Genomic DNA, 20821 nt, shown 5'->3' with positions numbered 1-20821 from the left:
TAGGCTGTGCTCCGGCTGCGTCAGCCCCACCACTTAGCTGCATCAGCCACCACGGCATACGAGAGACTCCGTACTGGCAGAAGGGACACCAGCAGGTGCGAAGCGGCAGGCGGCAGACCGGACGTGACCAGCGGGGACCGCGCATCGGTCATACCCGGAATCGTCGTGCACCGTCCTGGGTGCGGCCGTTCTCGCGGGTCTTCGCGCTGGCGGCCGTCGGCGTGCTCGCGCTGAGCGCCTGCGGCAGCACCACGGTCGACGACATCAAGGTCGGATCGGGCCAGGGCTGGCCGGTCGCCTTCCACGATGCCCGCAATAGTGCGACGAGTCCGGTCACCGGATCCCGGGCGCTGACGCTGAGCTGGTCGCGGCCGGTCGGCGGCCCGCTGGCACAGCCGGCCATGATCGGCCCGGAGGGGCAGGTGATCGTGACCACGCGTACCGATTCCTGCGATATCTTCGCGTTCCTCATGCCGACCGGGCGCAAGCGGTTCTGTAATCCCATGGGGATCAGCGCCATCCAGGGCGGGTCGGCCGTGGACGGCGCCACCAATGTCTATGTCGGCGACGACGGCGGTGTGAACGCGTTCAATAATCTCGGACAGCCGCGCTGGCGTACCGCGGCCGCCGGTGTGCCGGTGTCGGTGCAGTTCACCGGTGACGGAAATGTGCTGTCGGTGACCCAGTTGGGGCAGATCGATGTGCTGAGCCGGCAGACCGGCGATCGCCAGGTCTCCACCTTCCAGCTGCTCGGCGAACCCGATTTCCTGGCCCACCCGGATCTGCCCCGGCCGCCGGACTTCTCCGGCCTCGACGACTGCGCCACCGGCGGGCCACAGTGCCCGGTCGCGAATGTGTCAGCGGTGGACGAGAAGTCGGGGCGGTTCTACGCCACCGTCTGGCGGCCCGGTGAGGGCACCGCAGATCTTGTCGCACTGACCTACAGCGGTAAGGAAATCCGGCGCGACTGGAGCGCCGAAATGCTCACCGGCGGCAGCGCCACCAGCCCCACGCTCTCCCCCGACGGCTCCACCCTCTATGTGGGCGACAACAGCAATCGGCTGTTGGCCGTGGACACTTCGAACGGCCGCACCAAATGGGTTCAGGACCTTGGCTTCCCGGCCCGCGGCGCGATATCCGCCGCCGACGGACTGCTCATCCCCGCCGGTGACGACGGCCATCTGATGGCCATCCGAGACAAGGGCGACGGCGCCGAAATCGCCTGGGAGCGCAAAGATCTCACCCTGCGCGGCCACCCCGTCCAAACCGCCGGCGATACCGGCTACACCGTCGCCCCCATCGGCGACAACCTCAACCTGGTCACCTTCGACACCCACTCCGGCGCGACGGTCGACTCCCACGAACTCCCCGGCGCCCAGGGCACCACCGCCGGCACCACCATCGGCCCCGACGGCCAGATCGTCGTCGCCACCCGCATCGGCGAACTGTTCGTCTTCAAGCCCACCAAGAAGTAGGCACACGGCAGGAGATTCGGCCCTCGGAGGAATCCGGGGGCCGAACTGCGTTGCGAGGCCCGCTATTCGGGGCGAATCGAGTCCAGTCGGGTGGCAGCGCGCCCCAGTAGGTCCGCCAAGGTCTTGCGTTCGGCGGTGGTGAATTCGTCGGCTAGGGCGCGTTCGACTCGGACTGCTCGCTTGTCGGCGTCTCGGAGGGTTTTCTCTCCGGCGTCGGTGAGGCGGGTTTCCAAGACGTTCTTGTGCCAGGCGTGGGGAGTACGCGTGATGAGGGCGCGGTCTTGGAGGTTGGCCAGGATGGTGTTCATGGTGGGTGGGGTGACGCCGCATTCGCGGGCCAGGGCGGCGGCGGAGATGCCGGGGTTCGAGCTCAGGACGAAGAGAGCGGCGTATTGGGGGACGGTGACGCCTGCTGGTTTGAGGGCGGGGTTCTTTGCGCCCTGGAGTGACTGTTCGGCGCGCTTGATGTAGGAACCCAGGCGCTCGGAGGCAGGCATCGACGTCACAGGGTGCATGGTAATCGACTCTTCCGATCATTCGTGTGTTGACGAGCATTAGAACTCTAATATATGTTCGTGTTCGCACTAAAGTGTTACCTCTATCGATCCGTATCGGAAGGCCCGCCCATGTTCCGCCTGACACGACTCCGCTTCGCCGCACCCGTCGCAGCGGCACTGCTGCTCGCATTGGCGGCCTGCTCGAATGACACGGATGCTGCCGCTCCTGCCGCGACCACACCGGCCGTACACATCAGCACCGCCTACGAGCTGCCCGATGCGCAGGCGTACCCCGAAAGCATTGCGGCAGATGGGCGCAGCGGGGCGATCTACCTCAGTTCCTTCCTCGACGGTGCGGTCTACCGGGCCACGCCCGGCAAGCAGCAGGCCGAGGTCTTCCTGCCCGCCGGTGCGGACGGACGGCAGACCGCCAACGGGGTGAAGGTCGATGCCGCCGGGCGACTGTGGGTCATCGACCACACGCACGGAGTCGCGGTGTACGACACCGGGACTCGTGCGCTGATCGCCCGCTTCGATGTGCGGGAGGCGCAGCCGTTCGTGAACGATCTGGCCATCACCGCGGATGGCACCGTGTACCTGACCGACAGCGTGCGGCCGGTGATCTATCGCATCACCCCGCAGCAGTTCGGTGACGCCGTCGCACACGGGGGCCGTGCCGAACTGTCCACATTCAGCGATCTAGGTCCCGCGAAAGATGCTGCCGCACAGAATGCCACCGCTCTCAATGGCCTCGTCGTCGACTCGACGGGCCGCTATCTACTCGCCGTCGATATGCCCAATGGCGACCTGTATCGGGTCGCACTGGACGGACAGCAGTCGATCCGCAAGGTGACGCTGCACGGCGGGAGCATGGTGGACGGCGACGGGCTGGAATTGCGCGGCGACACACTCTGGGTGGTGCACAACAAGAGTGATGCCATCAGCCGCTGGCGCATCACCGATGACGGCGCGACTGCCGAACTCCAGCAGCGTGTCACGGATCCGGCGCTGGACATCCCCACGTCCATCGTGCACGTCGGCGACCGTGCACTGGTGGCCATCTCCCAGTTCGACAAGAACGGGCCCTACGGCGCCGGCACCCCCGGACCCTTCACCGTGGCCGCCGTCGACGGCATCTAGCGGCGAATCAGGGTGTGGCGCAGAGGAAGACCGTGGCCGCACTGCCGATGCGGGTGACAACGAGCGTGTGCGGCTGCCTACCGCGCGGCTTGAGCCGCGCACGCAGCGCATCCGGGTCGAGATCCACGCCACGGGTGAGGATTTCGAGCGGACCGCACTCGCGGCGGTGCAGCTCGGCGCGTAACGGCTTCTCCCGGAACTCCATTCGGTCGAGAATGCGGAAGCCACGCACGCCCTCGGGGACGAAGTCACCGGTCAAATAAGCGATGCGCGGATCCAGTTGCCACAGACCGTGTTTCGCGGCGTAGTGACGAACCAGACCGGCACGGACGATCGCCCCGTCCGGATCCACGATGAATTTCCCCGGCTCCTGCTCGGGAATCTCGTCCGGATCGGCGTCGGTCAGAACCTCGGGGCCACGGGTGGAGGACAGCACACTGGCCCGGCGAGTCACACCGGACTCCGCCAGACCCGGCGACCACAGGCACGCCTCCCGCACCGCACCGTCGAGCGAGGCCACCTCGATCTCCCCCGCCCAGCCCAGCCTGTCGAAATCCAGTCCGGGCGCACACTTCACGGCCAGATCACGACCCGCATAGGCGGACAGCAAATCCGGCAGCGGCGGTTGCAGTTTCGCCGGATCGTGGGTCCGGCGGCCGTCGGCCCGGCGGGCAGGATCGGCGATCACCACCTCGGCGGTACTGCACGGCCGCAGGGCATCTGCCTTGGCCAGCAGCACATTTCGCGATCCGGAAAGATTGTGTGCGGCGATGTCGAGACGGACGGCATCGAGATCGCTGCCGATCACCGCCGGGCAGACCCGCGCCAATTCAGCGAGTTCCGCACCGATGGAACAGGTTACGTCGTGGACGGTCCGACCGGCCAGACGAGCAGCACGGTGCCGGGCCACGGCCGAGGGCGTCGCCTGCTGGAGCGCGTCATCGGTGAAAAGCCACTCCCCCGCCCCGGCCAATTTGGCGGTGGCACGGCGGCGCAGCCGGACGGTCTCGACCAAGGCCGCGGTCCGATCACCGTGCGTGCGGCGGACCTTGTCCAGGTCCGCCAGCAGCGAGGCGGGAGTGAGCGCGAAGGCGCCGACCTCGGTCAGCGCAGCCGTCGCGGCCGCGCTGCCCAGGTAGGCGATATCGTCACGAGAGAAGGCGTAGCCCACTCGGTTCGGGTGCTTACTTGGCCGAGTTGCCGGGCTTCACACCGGTGATCATGGCGTTGTAGAAGAACTGGCGCGGCACGACGTGGCGCATGACCTTCTCGTCCAGCCAGCTCAGGCCCAGCCACGCCTTGTACTGCGCCATCCGGTAGCGGACGGTCAGCTTCTCCTCCGGCACGGCGGCCTCGAAGGTACGCACCGGCCAGCCCCAGAGGGCGGCGGCGAATTCCTCGGTCTCGGCCTTGACCTCGACCGCACCCGCGCTGCGAGCCATCGACTCCAGCTCGGAGGGGTCGAAGGTGTGCAGATCGACAACGGCCTCGAGTGCGGCGGCGCGGGAGGACTCGTCCAGCTCCGACTGCGGGCGACGCCAATCGGACAGGAACGGCAGCTTGGTGATCTCGGTGGTCACCTTCCAGGTGGCCTGGCCCAGGCGGCGAGCGTAGATATTGCCGATGGTGGTCGGCTCGCCCGCGAAGACGAAACGGCCGCCGGGCTTGAGCACGCGCAGGCATTCCTTGAGCGCCAGTTCCACATCGGGAATGTGGTGCAGCACCGCGTGACCGACAACAAGGTCGAAGGTGTCGTCCTCGTACGGGATGGTCTCGGCGTCCGCGACACGGCCGTCCACATCCAGGCCCAGGTTCTGGCCATTGCGGGTGGCGACCTTGACCATGCCCGGAGACAGGTCGGTCACCGAACCCCGCTCGGCGACCCCGCCCTGCATGAGGTTCAGCAGGAAGAAGCCGGTGCCGCAACCGAGTTCGAGAGCCCGCTCGTACGGCAGCTGCGCATCCGGCACGACCGCGTCGAAGCGGCCGCGCGCGTACTCGATACAACGCTCGTCATAGGAGATGGACCATTTGTCGTCATAGGTCTCCGCTTCCCAGTCGTGGTAGAGGACCTGCGCGAGCTTGTTGTCGGAATACGCGGCCTGGACCTGCGCCTCGGTGGCGTGCGGGTTGGGCGCGGGGTCTTCAGGACGAACGGTCATAACAGGGCAGCCTAATGAACGCCCCGGTGGGGCCGCTTATCGGCCCACGAATCGGGCCGCGCCCGGGCCGTCCGCCAAATAAGAACTTGTTCCAACCTGCTGATCTTCGGTGCCGAACAGCGCAACCCATTCGGTACGAGCACGATCGTGGCCGTGCGTTCCGGCCTCGAAGACGCGCTTCGCAGCGGCGAGCGCGAGGGCCGGGCTGCCGGTGAACTGCCGGGCCCAGCGCAGCGCCGCCTGAAACACATCGTCGGGGGCGACCACCTCGTCGACCAGGCCGATCTTCGCGGCTTCCTTCGCATCCACGAAGCGGCCGCTGTAGACCAGATCCTTCGCCTGCGAGGGGCCGACGAGCAGACTCAGCCGGCGAATCCCGGCGACCGGAATCAGTCCGGCCTTGATCTGCGGCAGGCCCAGTTTCACATTGTCGCCGACAATGCGGCGGTCGGCGCCTAGAGCCAGCTCCAGTCCCGCGCCCAGCGCATAGCCGCTGATGGCCGCGACGGTCGGCTGCGGAAGCTTGGCCAGGCTGCTCAGCGCCGCCTGCAGATCCGCGACAACGGCCTGCGCCTGCTCCGGCGTGAACCGGGCCAGTTCGGCCATTTCGTCGCCGGCCGAGAACACGCGCTCATCGCCGTAGACGACAACCGCCGCAATGGACGGGTCCGCCGCGATCTCCTCGGCGGCGGACTGAACCTCCAGGGCCACCTGTAGATCGATCAGATTCATCGGCGGGCGAGCGATCCGGAGGACCGCAACGCCCTCCGCCACACCCCGGTCCACGGTTACGAATTCGGCCACGGGCGTCACCCTAGCGGGGTGTAGCAGGGGGCTACACCCCCGCTTCCCGTACTACCCGCCGGTCAGTAATTCGACGGTGGTCTCGAATGCCTCGTCCACCCGGGTGTGATCGCCGGTGGTGATGAGGTCGAGCTGCAGACCCCGGATCTGCGCGAGTATGAAAGTAGCTGTGCGGGAAGTGGTTTCGGCGGGCCAGTGGTAGCGCACCAGTTCGCGCTCGATGACCGTGAGCCAATCGGTGACCAGCCGGGAGGCCGGGTGATCAGGGGTGCGGGCGGCGGTGGCCACCAGTTCGAACAGGATCAGGAACTGGCGCTGTTCGCGTGGCCGGCACAGATGCCGCCACGCGGCGCGCAGCAGGTCGGCGGCGGAATCGACACGGCGAATCTCCTCCGACAGCAGTCGCTGCTCGAAATCGGTCCGAATGCTGTCGAGGATTTCGACCAGCAGCGCGTCCTTGGTGTCGAAGTGCCGGATCAGGGTGGCGTGACTGACCCCGAGGGCCTGGGCGACCGGGCGCAGGGAGAGATCGTGGATGCCGTTGTCGAGAACGTATTCGGTGGCGGCGGCCAGCAGTTCCGGACGGCGATGCTGAAATCGCAGCGTTCGGCCGTCGATCTTCTTCACAGTCACCGCGGGCAGCTTATCGGGTCCACGCATGGCGAAATTTTACCGTTCCGAGCGGTTACGTAACCGACCGGTACGGCTATTCTTCGGAGGTGCGGGTCGAATCGGTGACCCGGCGTGAGGAGGCAACGATGAGGTTCGACGAGTACCGCGCCCATGACGCGGTCGGATTGGCCGAGCTGGTCGCTCGCGGCGAAGTGCATGCGGCCGAGCTACTGGAGCTCGCGCTCGATCGATGCGCCGAAGTCGCTCCGGTGCTCAATCCGGTGAGCCTGCTGATGCCGGAGGTCGGCAAGGAACTCGCCGAGCGGCCCAGCGCGGGACCGCTCGCGGGCGTGCCGTTCCTCATCAAAGATCTGGGCCAGGACTACGCCGGATACCCGACCTCCGGGGGAACCGGACCGCTGCGCGCGGTGCGCGCCGAGCGGCACAGCATCGCCGTCGAGCGCTGGCTCGAGGCCGGTCTGGTGATCTTCGGCAAAACGACCACACCGGAATTCGGCAGCAAGGCCATCACCGAGACGGGGACATTCGGGGCGACTCGAAATCCGTGGGATCCGAACCGCACCCCGGGCGGGTCCTCGGGCGGTTCGGCAGCCTCGGTCGCCGCGGGCATCGTCCCCGTGGCCGGAGCCAGCGATGGCGGCGGATCCATTCGAATCCCGGCCGGCTGCACCGGCCTGTTCGGTCTCAAGGCGGGCCGCGGGCTGGTGACGAGCGGGCCACTGGTCGGCGATCCACTGTTCGGCGCGGTCTCGGAGGGCGTCATCTCGCGCAGTGTGCGCGATACCGCGGTCATGCTCGACATTCTGAGCCCGCCGGACCCGGGCGGTCCGTTCGTGGTCGCGCGCCCCGATCGCCCCTTCCGCGAGGCCGTCACCGAGCCGCCGCGCCGACTGCGCATCGGCTTCACGCATGAATCTCCCCAGGGCACACCGGTCGATGCCGAAGCGGTGCGGGCGGTCGAGGACATGGCGCACATGCTCGAAAGCCTGGGTCACACAGTCGAACCCGCCGCACCAGTGATCGATGGCAAGCAGTTGGCGCTGGACTTCATGACCGTTTGGACCGCCTCGGCGGCGGCCGAACTCGCACACGCCTGCCGGATCACGGGGGCCTCCCCCGCCGATTTCGATATCGACACCCAGGTGCTCGCGGCGGTCGGCCGTGCGGTCTCCGCCACGGATCTGATGACGGCGCATGCGCGCTGGAACACCTACACCCGATCCCTCGGCGAATTCCACTCGACCTACGATCTGCTGCTGACCCCGACCCTGGCCGAACCTGCGCTGCGCATCGGACAGAACCGCACCCCCGTTATCGCGGACATACTGCTGCCGCCGCTGCTGCGGCTCGGTGCGGGAAAGCTGCTGTCCCGCACCGCCTTCTATGTCGACCTGATCACCGCGAATCTGTCGGCCGTGCCGTTCACACAGCTGGCCAATATCACCGGGCGTCCGGCGATGAGCGTCCCCAGCTACTGGACCGACGCGGGCCTGCCCCTGGGCACCCAGTTCGTCGGCCCACCGTCCAGTGAATACCTGCTCCTGCAGCTGGCGGCCGAGATCGAGAGCGCCCGTCCGTGGTTCGACCGTGTCCCGGCAGACAGCCTGCTGCAGAAGTCGCGCTAGGAAGGTGGGCCGGGCACGAATTCACGGGCCGATCGGGCGCCGACGCCGCCTCGGACACCGACATCACGCGGCACCGCACTCATGTCGGTGCCGGTCTCCGGCCCGTGGCGGCGGTCCTGACGGCTGTCGCTACTCGGGGCGCTGGGAGCCGCGGAGGCGGGTGTTCGCGGGGAGGTCGGCGAAGTAGCGGTCGGCGAGGGGGAAGGCCAGGGCCGGGTGACCGCCCGGGTTGTAGATGGGCATGATCGGGTCGATGGTGCGGGTGGCCGCGAGAATCTCTGCGGTCGAAGCGAATTCGCGGAGGGCGTCGAGCTGGGTCCAGGTCGGGGGCAGCAGCACGTCCAGGCCCTCCTGCCAGCGGGCGATCGCTTCGGCGGGGGTGGACCAGGTGACCACGTCGGCCTCGGAGGTGGCGCCGTCGGCGAGCTGACCTTCCGGGAGCACCGCCACGAAGAAGCGGGTGTCGTAGCGGCGCGGCTCGACTTCGGGGGTGATCCAGTTGTCCCATGGGCGCAGCAGATCGGCACGCAGGACCAGGTTTTCGCGGGTGAGGAATTCGGCGAAGGACAGTTCGCGGCGTTCCAGCTGCCCGCGCGCCTCGGCGTAGATCGAGGTGTCGGAGACGACCGTGCCGGCGGTCGGACCGGCGAGCAGGACGCCGCACTCCTCGAAGGTTTCCCGCACGGCGGCGCAGACCAGGGTCTGGGCGCGCGCGGCATCGGTGCCGAAACGCTCGGCCCACCAGGCGGGTTCGGGTCCGGCCCAGTCGAGGGTGACGGCGGCATCGGAGCGGTCCACGCCGCCGCCGGGGAATACCGTCATCCCGGCGGCGAAGGCCATTTCGACCACGCGGCGCTGCAGGAACACCTCGGGCCCGCGCGCTCCGTCGCGCACCAGCATTACCGTGGAGGCGTCCTTCACAGGCGCGAAGGCAGGCTGAGAATCGGGCTGGGCAACGCTCCATCGTCCTGCGCTTGTCTCACTCACATTTCGCACCCTAACGGTTGCTAGGGCACGGCGACAGAACCCGGTCCGGTATCAGTCCGTCAGGTGCACCGAACCGGTGCGAGTTTCGATGGCCGGAGCCGCCGCGGTATCGGAATGACGGGACCAGGTGCCCTGCACCTTGCCGGTGCGGTAGTCCTGCACCTGGCTGACCACCGCGCCACTCCCCTCCTCGGTCCAGGTAACCAGGAAGACGCCGGTGTCGAGTGGCTCGACAACAACAGGCGAGGTGGTCTTGCGGCCGGTATCGGCGGCGATATAGGTAATGGTGTGGCCGTCGTCGGCAAAGGTCGCGGTCCCACCCGAACCGCTGTCATAGCTCAGCAGCACACTCTTGCCGTGCAAATCCGCCGGCAGGCTGGTAGCGCTCATGCCCACGGCGGATTCGGAGGCCGAAACCTTGTGCGGCGGCGCCGGATCGGCGACACAACCGGCTGCGGACAGTGCGACGGCCACGAGCGCCACGACACCGGGTAAGCGACCCATCCCCTGCTCCCTCCGTCCGCGGTGGAACCGCCCGCGCCACCGCCCCATGCCGAATATTCGCCATAATTCGACAAATATTCGGCTATTGCGCCTCCATGCCAGATCAGTTCGATACTGATAGCGTTGCCGATAGTTTGCCCGTCGAATACAAACGATGCAACGGCAGCACGCGGAAAACGTGTGCGGATACGGAAATTCAGCAGTTGCGACAGGTGATCAGCGGTTGCGGTGCCGTCCGAAACGCTGGGCGCGGCGCGCGAAATAGCGGCCGTCGATCCGATCCAGCGCAATCGATTGGCGGAACGCGTCACTCAGATTCTCGGCGGTGAGGACATCCTCGAGCAGGCCCTGCGCCACCACACTGCCCTCATTGAGCAGCATGCCGTGCGTGAAACCGGGCGGGATCTCCTCCACGTGATGGGTGACCAGCACGGTCGCGGGGGCGTCCGCATCGGCGGCAAGATCGCCGAGGCGCTCGACCAATTCCTCGCGGCCGCCCAGGTCCAGGCCCGCCGCGGGCTCGTCCAGCAGCAGCAGTTCCGGATCGGTCATGAGTGCCCGCGCGATCAGCACCCGCTTGCGCTCGCCCTCCGACAGCGTGCCGTAGGTGCGATCGGAAAGATGTTCGGCGCCCAGGCTTTCCAGAATGTCCACGGCGCGGTCGGTATCGATCTCGTCGTACTGTTCGCGCCAGCGGCCCATGACCGCATAGCCGGCCGACACCACCAGATCGGCGACCTTCTCATCGATCGGCACCCTGCCCGCCACCGCGGCGGACGAAATTCCGATGCGCGGGCGGAGCTCGTTGATATCGACCTTGCCGAGCGTCTCGCCGAGCAGATTGGCCTGTCCCGACGTCGGATACATCTCGGCGGCGGCCATGCGCAGCAGTGAGGTCTTGCCGGCGCCGTTGGGGCCGAGCACAACCCAGCGTTCGTCGAGTTCCACCTGCCAGGTGACCGGTCCGACGAGCGTATGGCCCGAGCGTCGGACGGTCACATCGTTGAAGTCGATGAGCAGATCGGGATCCGGTTGCGGCACGGGGTCCATCTTGGACCACCGCCCCACTCGCGCGTCAACGTGGTGGAAAAACGCGATGCGTGTCACCCTCTCCGGCGCGCGGCCCGAGCGTGAATTCATCGGCGCGACGGTCGAATTCCGTCGCGCCCGGGGTTAGCTCGGGTTCCTTGCGGCCGCGCTTGCCGCTACCCGATCGAAACATGCGTGCCAAGAGCAGTGCCGCCGGGACCGACAGCACAACCCACACGATGAGAATCACCAGCAGTGTCGTCATATCCGTGTTTCCTCCCGAGGAAACTCGTGCACCGAATCCTTCTCCTGCCGCTCGGCTAAGTCGATACCCGCAGCACACATATGCCAGCACCGACCGAACGGTCCACGGCGTGGACACCCTCCTAGTTCAGCAGCCCCGCACCATCCATTGGGCCTTCAACGCGCCGGGACCGCAATCACCGTCATCGAACCGGGGGCCACCTCGGTGAACCCGGCATCGCGGACCGCGACCGCCGTACCCTCGGCCACCCGCTGCTGTAGCGCTGCCCAGAGATCACGATCGGCGTCGGCTACATTGCATCGGAAACCGCGCTCGGCCCAGGCGTGCGCCTGTTGCACCGGCATCGCACCGGCCAACAGCATGCTGGCATGCCCGACCTGCGCAGCGGCCTTACCTACAGTCATACCCAATTTCGAATCCACCCATAGCGTGGGAAATCCGGGTGTGATCAATTCCGGTTCCTCGGAAGCTAATTCGGTGCCGCTGATCTGCAGGCGTTTTATGCGCGGATCGATATCGCCGACCGGGCCCGGTACCAGTGCCCGCGCCTGCGCACCCGCGAATTCGACAGTCACCCCGTCGACCTCCTGCGCGGCCAGCCACTGCGCACCGCGCGCCCGCCGCGCCACCTTCCGAATCCGCGACCGCTTCCAGGTGAGATACCGCTCCTCCCACTCACCCTCCGGTCCGACCCGCTGGTCCAGGCACAGCGCGACCACCGCGGTCGCGGCCGCCGCCAGCAGCGCATTACGCCGCGGCGGATCAGCTTTCGGAATGTGCAGCACCATCTGCATGGCCTGCACGAGCGCCGGATCCTCCGGGTCTCCCCCACCCCCGTATCCCCGCGCCAGCTCCGCATGCCGCGCCGCGAACCCGGCATCGATCGTGGACTCAACGCTTGACACCGGCACCCACTCCTCACACCCGACAACTCCAAACCAGCGTAACCACACCCCGAACGCCGCCCGCCGCACCGAACCAACACGATCGTCAACACCCTCGGCAGTCATCTCCCGGCATGAGCCCTCGCCATCCCGGCATGGTTTTGGCCGGGATCCACACAGGCAGCGCGCCATGGGTTTCGGTGGATCCCGACCAAAAGCACGCCGGGACGACGGGTTCAGCCGACACCGGCATGGCGCGAGTGCGCCTCGTTGCTACGTGACTGTGAGGTTCAGGGCGAAGGTTTCGGCCGGCGGTACGCCCTGCTCCCAGGAGCGGCGGTATTCGAGAAGCAGGCGGGTGGCGCCGGGGGCGGTGGCGGTGAATTTCCAGGTGGACTGGCCGCCCACGCCGGCCATACCGTCGGGGCTCGGGTCCTGCTGGTATTCCGCGCCGCCGTTCTCCTTGACGGTGTTCTGGTCCAATTCGGCCAGCTGCCAGGCGAATCCGGTGGTGGGGTTGGCCGCCAGCTCCACCTCGAGGCCCTGGCCGACCTGCAGCGGGATGTCCTTGCCGTCGGCGTCCTTGCCCACGGTGACGGGGGCGGGCGCCGGGTTGGCGGCGGAGCTGGTGGTGGTCGCGGCGACCTCGTTCGGATTGTTGCTGCCGCAGCCGGCCAGCGCCAGACCCAGCATCACAACCGCCAGTGGTGTGCGCACCCGCACGGACAGCCTCCCATCGTCGTGGCCGAAGTATCCGACCACGCTACCGACGGCAGTGCCGCGGACGGCGCAGGCGCCCGGCCCGCGCGCCGAGCCGGGCGGGCGACAGCACGCGGCGGACCCGGCTTCACGCCGCCGAACCAGCGCGGCAGCAGCACCCGGCGAACCCTGTCCTCACGCCGCCGAACTAGCGGGGCAGCGGTACCCGGCGGATGCCACCGTCGCGGGCGTCGGCGGCCTCGAGTTCGGCGCGGGTGACACCGAGGATGAAGAGCACGGCATCCAGGAACGGGTGTGAGAGTGCGGTATCGGCGACCTCGCGCAGCGCGGGCTTGGCATTGAACGCGATGCCCAGTCCCGCGGCATTGAGCATGTCGATATCGTTCGCGCCGTCGCCGACCGCGACGGTCTGCTCCATGGCGACCCCGGTCTCGGCGGCGAAGCGGCGCAGCGCAACGGCTTTCGCGGCCCGGTCCACGATCTCACCGACAACACGACCGGTGAGCTTGCCGTCGATCACCTCGAGGGTGTTGGCCTGCACAAAATCCAATTCCAGTTCGTGCGCGAGGGGTTCGATGACCTGGCGGAAACCGCCGGACACCACACCGCAGCGGAAACCGATGCGGCGCAAAGTGCGAATGGTGGTGCGGGCGCCCGGGGTCAGCTCGATCTGCTCGGCGACCTCGTCGATGACGGAGGCATCCAGCCCCGCGAGGGTGGCGACACGCTGGCGCAGCGATTCCGCGAAGTCGATCTCACCGCGCATGGCGGCCTCGGTGACGGCGCGCACCTCGTCCTCGACACCGGCGTGCGCCGCCAGCATTTCGATGACCTCGCCCTGAATCAGCGTGGAGTCCACATCGAACACGATGAGCCGCTTGGACCGTCGCGCCAGGCCGGCACGCTCGACCGCGATATCCACGCTCTCCTTGGCAGCCACGACCGCCAGCATGGTGCGCAGCGAGGTCTCGGTATCCACCTCCGAGTCCGGCACGGTGACCATGAGTTCCAGACCGGTCACCGGGTAATCCGCGATACCGCGAATGGAGTCGATATTGACGCGCTGCGCGGCGAGCTTGCGCGACATGACGCTGAAGGCGCGCGCGGTGACCGGGCTGCCCAGCACCACGATCGCATGCGTGGACAGACGTGCGCCCGCGACGGAGTTCGCACCGATCTCCACATCGACATTCATACCGACGCTGGCCATGGCGTCCTCGAGCTGATCCTGCAGCGCTTCGGGATCGGTGGGACATGACACCAGCACGCCCAGGGTGAGGCGGCCGCGGATGACGACCTGCTCGACATCCAGCAGGCTGACGGCGTTATTGGACAATGCCGCGAGAAGTACCGACGTCACGCCCGGTTTGTCGGGTCCAGTGACCGTGACCAGAACCGTCGTGTCGGACGTACTCAATCCAGAACTCCGTTCCTCGCAAACACCACCACCCGCGCATGGGGGCGTGCTCATTCTGTCAGGCGAATCGGCCCCGGTTCGCGCCGCCCGCCGTCACGGGCATCACAGTGCGGCGGCGGCCCCTCCAGATACGGCAGCTCCCGTTCCAGCGCGGCCAACGACCCGGCGATCTCCGAATACGCGAACGGCGGCTGTCGTGAGACAGCCGCCGTTCGTATTGCTCAGCTGAGGCTAGTGGGAAGCCTTCTCCAGCTCGGTCACATTGTGGGACTTGGTGCCCCAGCCGACATGGGCCTCGGCGCGCATGCGCTCGACCATGTGCGGGTAGTGCAGTTCGAACGCGGGACGCTCGGAGCGGATGCGCGGCAGCTCGTAGAAGTTGTGCCGCGGCGGCGGGCAGGAGGTCGCCCACTCCAGGGAGTTGCCGTAGCCCCACGGATCGTCCACGGTCACGACCTCGCCGTAGCGGTAGGACTTGAAGACGTTCCAGATGAACGGCAGCATCGACGAACCCAGGATGAAGGCACCGATCGTGGAGATGGTGTTCAGGGTCGTGAAGCCGTCGGTCGGCAGGTAGTCGGCGTAGCGGCGCGGCATACCTTCGTTACCCAGCCAGTGCTGGACGAGGAAGGTGGTGTGGAAGCCGACGAAGGTGGCCCAGAAGTGCCACTTGCCCAGCCGCTCGTCCATCATGCGGCCGGTGATCTTCGGGAACCAGAAGTAGATACCGGCGAAGGTCGCGAACACGATGGTGCCGAACAGCACGTAGTGGAAGTGCGCCACGACGAAATAGCTGTCGGAGACATGGAAGTCGACCGGCGGGGCGGCCAGGATGACGCCCGACAGACCACCGAAGAGGAAGGTCACCAGGAAGCCGATGGACCACAGCATGGGCGTTTCGAAGGTCAGCTGACCCCGCCACATGGTGCCGATCCAGTTGAAGAACTTCACACCGGTCGGAACCGCGATGAGGAACGTCATGAACGAGAAGTACGGCAGCAGCACGGCGCCGGTGGCGTACATGTGGTGCGCCCACACGGCGATGGACAGCGCGGCGATACCGAGCGTGGCGTAGACCAGCGTGGTGTAACCGAAGATCGGCTTGCGGCTGAAGACCGGGAAGATCTCCGAGACTATGCCGAAGAACGGCAAGGCGATGATGTACACCTCCGGGTGACCGAAGTACCAGAACAAGTGCTGATAGAGCAGCGCACCGCCGTTCGCCGGGTCATAGATATGACCACCCAGGTGACGGTCGTACGCCAGGCCGAAGAGCGCCGCGGTGAGCAGCGGGAAGGCCAGCAGCACAAGCACACTGGTGACGGCGATGTTCCAGGTGAAGATCGGCATGCGGAACATGGTCATACCGGGGCAGCGCAGGCAGACCACGGTGGTCAGCATGTTCACGCCACCGAGGATGGTGCCCAGGCCGGAGACGGCCAGACCCAGAATCCACAGGTCGGCGCCGACGCCCGGGGAGTGCACGATGTCCGACAGCGGGGTGTAGGCGGTCCAGCCGAAGTCGGCCGCGCCGCCGGGGGTCACGAAGCCCGCGGTGGCCATGGTGCCGCCGAACAGGTACAGCCAGTAGCTGAAGGCGTTCAGTCGCGGGAACGCCACGTCCGGTGCGCCGATCTGCAGCGGCAGCACGATATTGGCGAAGCCGAACACGATCGCGGTGGCGTAGAAGAGCAGCATGATCGTGCCGTGCATGGTGAACAGCTGGTTGAACTGCTCCGGCGACAGGAACTGCATGCCCGGTCGGGCGAGCTCGGCGCGCATCAGCAGCGCCATGAGGCCACCGATGAGGAAGAAGGACATGGCGGTCACGAGGTACATGACGCCGAGAACCTTCGGGTCCGTCGTGGTGACCATCTTGTAGATAAACGAACCCTTCGGACCCACACGTTGCGGGTATGGCCGAGCCGCTTCCACTTCACGGACTGGCTGTGGCTCTACGGCAGTCACTCTTCCTCCTGAACAGGTGCCTTCTGGTCGTTCGTACGCGGTGCTCCGGCGTCCGGTTCGACGCATGACGAACGACGGGGGGCGTAGCGCTCCAAGGATCGTAAACCGTGCTCTCACACCGGTCGCGGGCAGCTCCTACTCTGTGTCGTAATTGGGTGTCGCGGTCGCCGGATGTACGCTGCCTGCCATGCCGGTGCGCGAGTCCGCTTCCACCCGAAACACGTTCGCCTCCACCCTTACCCCCGCGCAGCGTTTGCGCACCTGGGGCGCGGTTCTGGCCGCGGCAGCGGTGCTACCGGCGGGGTTGCTCGCAGGCTGCAGTAAAGGGTCCGACGACGCCGAGAGCGCGATCGTGAAGACCACCACGAGCATCGCTGGTGCGGGCGTGGTGGGACTGGAGCGCGATACCCGGACGGCGTGCGCGCTGCCGAGTTCACCTGACGCGACCTCCGGAACCCGGACGATCACGCATGCGGAGGGCACCTCCGAGGTGCCGGCCGATCCGAAACGCGTGGTCGTGCTCTCCACGGCGGCGCTGGACGGCGTCTGCGCGCTGGGGTTGTGGGAGCGAGTGGTCGGCGCCGCAACGATTTCCGGGCCGACGCCGCAGCCCGCCTACCTGGGCACGGGCATCTCCGAAGTTCCCGGCGTGGGTGCGGTCGGCAGCCCCGATCCGGCGAAAGTCGCTGCGCTGAAACCGGATCTGATTATCGGCGCGGCCACGGACGGACCCGAATACGACGCCATGAAGGCCATCGCCCCCACCGTGCTGGTGGGCGCGGACAATGGCTGGCAGGCGCAGTTCAGTGCGATCGGCGAGGCGCTGGATCGCAAGACCGCGGCCGCCAAGGCGCTGGACGACTACCGCACCGCTGCCCGCGATGCCGGAAACTCGCAGGCGGCCAACCTTTCTCAGGCGTCCATCGTGCGCTTCGACGCGAAATCCATGCAGGTGCAAGGTGGTAACAGCTTCGCCGGGCAGGTGCTCGGCGATGCCGGTGTCCAGCGGCCGCAGTCGCAGCGCGGTGATTCGTTCGAGGTGGCCAGCCTGGGCGCCGAGGCCGACCGCAATAAGGTCGAGGGCGACATCATCTACGTGATGTTCGACGGTCCGGACGGCCTGAAGTACGGCGAATCGGTGATGCACAGCGACAATTGGAAGTCGCTGAGCGTCATCGGCGACAATCGCGACTTCGTGGTGGAGGACACCATCTGGCACGGCTCCGGCATAACCGCCGCGCGGGCGCTGCTCGACGATATGCGCAAGTCCCTCAACGGATATGCCACAGGTTAAGGGCGGCTCCAGACATAAGAACGGCTGCTCTTGGTTCGCGAGAAATCGCAAACCAAGAGCAGCCGTCTCAGATATGGGCCGTGACAACTGATTTCGTGAGTTCGAGGTAACTCATCGGGTACCCCCGAAATCGGTATCACGCCTGACCGCCACCATGCATGCACAACGGTCCACGGCACTCAGCCGGGCGCTGAAGGTTCGGGGAGGCGGATCAGAATTCCCAGTCTTCGTCCTCGGTGTTCACAGCCTTGCCGATGACGTAGCTGGAACCCGAGCCGGAGAAGAAGTCGTGGTTCTCGTCGGCATTGGGCGAGAGCGCCGACAGGATCGCCGGGTTCACGTCGCACTCGTCCTTCGGGAACAGGCCCTCGTAGCCGAGGTTCATCAGCGCCTTGTTGGCGTTGTAGCGCAGGAACTTCTTGACGTCCTCGGTCAGGCCGACCTCGTCGTAGAGATCCTGGGTGTACTCGACCTCGTTCTCGTACAGCTCGAACAGCAGCTCGAAGGTGTAGGACTTGAGCTCGTCGCGCTCGGCCTCGGACCTGAGCTCGAGGCCCTTCTGGTACTTGTAACCGATGTAGTAGCCGTGCACGGCCTCATCGCGAATGATCAGGCGGATCATATCGGCGGTATTGGTGAGCTTGGCCCGCGAGGACCAGTGCATCGGCAGGTAGAAGCCGGAGTAGAACAGGAAGCTCTCCAGCAGGGTGGAGGCCACCTTGCGCTTGAGCGGATCCTCGCCGTTGTAGTAGCCGAGCACGATTTCGGCCTTGCGCTGCAGGTTCCGATTCTCCTCGGACCAGCGGAAGGCTTCGTCGATCTCCTTGGAGGAGCACAGCGTCGAGAAGATCTGGCTGTAGCTCTTGGCGTGCACCGACTCCATGAAGGCGATATTGGTGTAGACCGCTTCTTCGTGCGGGGTCAGCGCATCCGGGATGAGACTGACCGCACCGACGGTGCCCTGGATGGTGTCCAGCAGGGTGAGGCCGGTGAAGACCCGCATGGTCAGCTGCTTCTCGCTGGGGGTCAGCGTCGCCCACGACGGAATGTCATTGGAAACCGGCACCTTTTCCGGCAACCAGAAGTTGCCCGTGAGTCGATCCCAGACCTCCGCATCCTTCTCGTCAAGCACGCGGTTCCAGTTGATCGCCGATACCCGATCGATCAGTTTCACGCCTGTTCACTCACCCTTCCCAGCACACCGGCCCGTTCCAGACTTCCTTAACCTGAACACTACTACTGGTGGCGGACATCATCGGCCAGCACAAGACCTTGTGTCTTCTCGCTGTGCTGCGAGAATGCCGAAAAGCGTGTGGCCGGGCACTCCGGTGACCGCAAATCCGCAGTCGTGCAATCGGTCACAGCAGGTCGCAGTGGCGGTGCCGGCCGCCCTGCGCGCGGTTTGCCGATCAGATGCCCAGCACCAATTTCGCGGTCATGAAGTAGATGACCAGTCCGGTCGCGTCGACCATCGTGGTGACCATCGGGGCCGAGATCACCGCGGGATCGATATGAAGCTTCTTGGCGAGCAGCGGCATGGTGCCGCCGATGGTGGCCGCCCAGGCGCAGATGATAACCAGCGTAATGGCCACCACCACAGCGATTTTGGTGCCCACGAAGATGGTCCCGATCACCATGCCGACACAGGCCAGCATGGCGCCCAGTACCAGACCGACCCGGCATTCCCGCCAGACCACTTTGACCAGATCCGAGACCCGCACCTCGCCGACCGCCAGCGCACGCACACAGGTCGTCGCGGCCTGCGCGCCGGCATTGCCGCCCGCGCCGATGAGCAATGGAATGAACAGCGCCAGATGCGCTGCCTGTTCGAGCGTCGGCTCGAAGAAGTCGGTCACCGTGACCGTCAGCGTCGCGGCCACCAGCAGCAGCATCAGCCACAGGGCGCGGTAGCGGGCGAGCTGGAACACCCCGGCCGCCATGTAGTGACCGGCCCAGGGCGTGGTACCCGCCTGCCGGGCCACATCCTCGGAGTCGGCGGCCTCGATGACCTCGATGGCATCGTCGATGGTGAGCAGGCCGACCAGGCGGTCCTCGCTGTCGACCACCGGCAGGTTGATCAGGTTGGCACCCTGCATGAGCCGAGCCGCCTCTTCCGCGGAATCGGTGGCGCGGGCGAAAGCCGGTTCGGACACGACCAGATCGGAGATCATGGCGTCCGGGGAGCTCAGCACCAGCTCGCGTAGCTCCACCACGCCGATGAGGCGGCGGCCGGCGTCCACTACCGGCAGCGTGTAGACGGTCTCGGCGTTCGCGCCTTCGGTGCGTACCATCTGCAACGCCTGAATCACCGGCAGATTCCGTGGCAGCGCAATGACTTCCGGCGTCATAAAGAGCCCGACAGAGCCCTCCGGGTAGCCGAGCAGCGCGGCCGTCATACGGCGCTCACGCGGGCTCAGTCCGGCGAGGACCTTCTTCGCCACCTTGGCCGGCGCCTCGCGCAGCATCCGGGCGCGGTCATCGGGATCCATCTCCTCGACCAGTTCACGGAAGCTCTGATCGCGCATTCCGGTGAGGATCTGCTGCTGATCTACCGGCTCCAGCTCCTCGAACACATCCAGGGCGCGGTCCTTGTCGAGCAGGCGGAAGGCCATGCCCGCCGAGACGGCGTCCATCCGGGCCAGTTCGTCCGCGATGACGTGGGGCGGATGGTTGTCCAGCCACTCGAGGGTAGCCGCGACGTGATGGCAATCGGCGATGTCGCGCAGCGAATCGCCCTCGGAACGCAGTGAATCACGGCCGGTGGAGCGGGGATCGAGCATGGCGTCACCAACTTCCGGCAGCACGGAAAGCGGGGCGGGCAGCGTCGAAACGACGGGCAGATCAGTCTGCGTCATGGCGGAACCTCAGCCGAAAGGCAAGTAAAGAGGGTGAACGGATGGATACCGAGTCACACCGCGAGGCACCGACCCCGCTACCACAGAACTATCGGCAGATCCGGGAGTCAGCGCCGCGCGGCCTTCGACTAGGGGGCTCGCCACGCATGCGACCCACCTCCTCGAAACCGTCCTGCACCGAAAAAAAGTAACCCGCCGCCAGCGGGTTAGGAGAAGCTCCCCTGTGCAGGGTACCGCTGATGGTGGTGCCCGCCCACCAGGTTCCGGCGACGGCCAGTGCGTCAACCAGACCTCGACCCGGGAGGGGGGTACCGTGAGAGGCTCGGATGCGGCTGATTCGCGCAGGCGGCCCGGTCTATCATTTTCCGATAATTTCCCCCTAATACGTGTGTTCTGCGCGTTGGGCACCCGTTCGACATGCCTTACTGTCTGGCTCTGTGCGTGTTTTGGTGTTGGAGGACGATCAGCAACTCAGTCATGAGGTAACCGCCGGGTTGCGATCGGCAGGGTTCGCGGTGGACTTCGCGTTCGACATCGCCGACGCCGATTTCAAGATCGCCAT

General features: G+C 66.5%; 19 protein-coding genes. 4 read left to right on the top strand and 15 right to left on the bottom strand.

Annotation, left to right across the window (positions count from 1 at the left end):
• Positions 1–95 precede the first annotated feature (95 nt).
• The gene (locus JWN03_RS28030; protein WP_366914480.1) at positions 96–1475 is read left to right on the top strand and encodes an outer membrane protein assembly factor BamB family protein; all 1380 of its coding nucleotides are present in this window, start codon (positions 96–98) and stop codon (positions 1473–1475) included.
• A 62-nt stretch (positions 1476–1537) separates the two neighbouring features.
• Here the strand turns inward: JWN03_RS28030 and JWN03_RS28025 are convergent, their stop codons facing one another.
• A complete protein-coding gene (locus JWN03_RS28025) occupies positions 1538–1972 on the bottom strand; it encodes a MarR family winged helix-turn-helix transcriptional regulator (RefSeq protein ID WP_297621372.1) in 435 nt (144 codons plus the stop codon).
• 78 nt (positions 1973–2050) lie between these two features.
• On the opposite strand from JWN03_RS28025, the gene JWN03_RS28020 reads away from it, so the two are divergent.
• Positions 2051–3112, top strand: coding sequence for an SMP-30/gluconolactonase/LRE family protein (locus tag JWN03_RS28020; RefSeq protein WP_297621336.1), 1062 nt, complete (start codon positions 2051–2053; stop codon positions 3110–3112).
• 7 nt (positions 3113–3119) lie between these two features.
• On the opposite strand, the gene JWN03_RS28015 is transcribed toward JWN03_RS28020, so the two are convergent.
• Genes JWN03_RS28015 through JWN03_RS28000 form a run of 4 tightly spaced genes read right to left on the bottom strand, consistent with a single transcriptional unit; the run spans position 3120 to position 6738 of the window.
• Positions 3120–4283, bottom strand: a complete 1164-nt coding sequence (locus JWN03_RS28015; RefSeq protein ID WP_297621334.1) for a class I SAM-dependent methyltransferase — start codon at positions 4281–4283, stop codon at positions 3120–3122.
• 13 nt (positions 4284–4296) lie between these two features.
• Positions 4297–5274: a class I SAM-dependent methyltransferase gene (locus tag JWN03_RS28010; RefSeq protein WP_297621333.1), complete on the bottom strand. Its 978-nt coding sequence runs from the start codon at positions 5272–5274 to the stop codon at positions 4297–4299.
• 36 nt (positions 5275–5310) lie between these two features.
• Positions 5311–6078 carry an enoyl-CoA hydratase-related protein gene (locus JWN03_RS28005; RefSeq protein ID WP_297621331.1) on the bottom strand — a complete coding sequence of 256 codons (768 nt, stop codon included), beginning with the start codon at positions 6076–6078 and terminating at the stop codon, positions 5311–5313.
• A 51-nt stretch (positions 6079–6129) separates the two neighbouring features.
• Entirely contained in the window at positions 6130–6738 is a 609-nt protein-coding gene (locus JWN03_RS28000; protein ID WP_297621329.1) for a TetR/AcrR family transcriptional regulator, read from the bottom strand.
• A gap of 98 nt (positions 6739–6836) precedes the next feature.
• Between JWN03_RS28000 and JWN03_RS27995 the strand changes: the two genes are divergently transcribed.
• A complete protein-coding gene (locus JWN03_RS27995; RefSeq protein ID WP_297621327.1) occupies positions 6837–8336 on the top strand; it encodes an amidase in 1500 nt (499 codons plus the stop codon).
• Between the two features lie 129 nt (positions 8337–8465).
• Here JWN03_RS27995 and JWN03_RS27990 read toward each other — a convergent pair whose 3' ends face one another.
• The 8 genes from JWN03_RS27990 to ctaD all read right to left on the bottom strand — a co-directional run bounded on the left by JWN03_RS27990 (position 8466) and on the right by ctaD (position 16110).
• Positions 8466–9236: an NUDIX hydrolase gene (locus tag JWN03_RS27990; RefSeq protein WP_297621370.1), complete on the bottom strand. Its 771-nt coding sequence runs from the start codon at positions 9234–9236 to the stop codon at positions 8466–8468.
• Between the two features lie 138 nt (positions 9237–9374).
• The gene (locus tag JWN03_RS27985) at positions 9375–9827 is read right to left on the bottom strand and encodes a MoaF-related domain-containing protein (protein ID WP_297621325.1); all 453 of its coding nucleotides are present in this window, start codon (positions 9825–9827) and stop codon (positions 9375–9377) included.
• A gap of 216 nt (positions 9828–10043) precedes the next feature.
• Entirely contained in the window at positions 10044–10877 is an 834-nt protein-coding gene (locus JWN03_RS27980) for an ABC transporter ATP-binding protein (protein WP_297621323.1), read from the bottom strand.
• A gap of 25 nt (positions 10878–10902) precedes the next feature.
• Entirely contained in the window at positions 10903–11121 is a 219-nt protein-coding gene (locus JWN03_RS27975) for a hypothetical protein (RefSeq protein ID WP_297621321.1), read from the bottom strand.
• Between the two features lie 155 nt (positions 11122–11276).
• On the bottom strand, positions 11277–12026 hold the full coding sequence (locus JWN03_RS27970; RefSeq protein WP_297621319.1) for an aminoacyl-tRNA hydrolase: 750 nt from the start codon (positions 12024–12026) through the stop codon (positions 11277–11279).
• 252 nt (positions 12027–12278) lie between these two features.
• The gene (locus JWN03_RS27965) at positions 12279–12767 is read right to left on the bottom strand and encodes a protease inhibitor I42 family protein (RefSeq protein WP_297621317.1); all 489 of its coding nucleotides are present in this window, start codon (positions 12765–12767) and stop codon (positions 12279–12281) included.
• A gap of 145 nt (positions 12768–12912) precedes the next feature.
• Positions 12913–14142, bottom strand: coding sequence for a phosphoserine phosphatase SerB (gene serB, locus JWN03_RS27960; RefSeq protein ID WP_297621315.1), 1230 nt, complete (start codon positions 14140–14142; stop codon positions 12913–12915).
• A gap of 231 nt (positions 14143–14373) precedes the next feature.
• Entirely contained in the window at positions 14374–16110 is a 1737-nt protein-coding gene (gene ctaD / locus JWN03_RS27955; protein ID WP_297621313.1) for an aa3-type cytochrome oxidase subunit I, read from the bottom strand.
• 187 nt (positions 16111–16297) lie between these two features.
• On the opposite strand from ctaD, the gene JWN03_RS27950 reads away from it, so the two are divergent.
• Positions 16298–17404 (top strand): ABC transporter substrate-binding protein, encoded by a 1107-nt coding sequence (locus JWN03_RS27950; RefSeq protein WP_297621311.1) that lies wholly within the window; start codon positions 16298–16300, stop codon positions 17402–17404.
• A gap of 211 nt (positions 17405–17615) precedes the next feature.
• On the opposite strand, the gene nrdF is transcribed toward JWN03_RS27950, so the two are convergent.
• Both nrdF and mgtE read right to left on the bottom strand, forming a co-directional pair.
• The gene (nrdF, locus tag JWN03_RS27945; protein WP_297621309.1) at positions 17616–18578 is read right to left on the bottom strand and encodes a class 1b ribonucleoside-diphosphate reductase subunit beta; all 963 of its coding nucleotides are present in this window, start codon (positions 18576–18578) and stop codon (positions 17616–17618) included.
• Between the two features lie 235 nt (positions 18579–18813).
• Entirely contained in the window at positions 18814–20259 is a 1446-nt protein-coding gene (gene mgtE / locus JWN03_RS27940) for a magnesium transporter (protein WP_297621307.1), read from the bottom strand.
• Positions 20260–20821: the final 562 nt, after the last annotated feature.

It is taken from the genome of Nocardia sp. (assembly GCF_025465275.1).
In the GTDB taxonomy this organism is placed as follows: domain Bacteria; phylum Actinomycetota; class Actinomycetes; order Mycobacteriales; family Mycobacteriaceae; genus Nocardia.
This window is presented reverse-complemented; position numbering and strand designations above follow the sequence as displayed.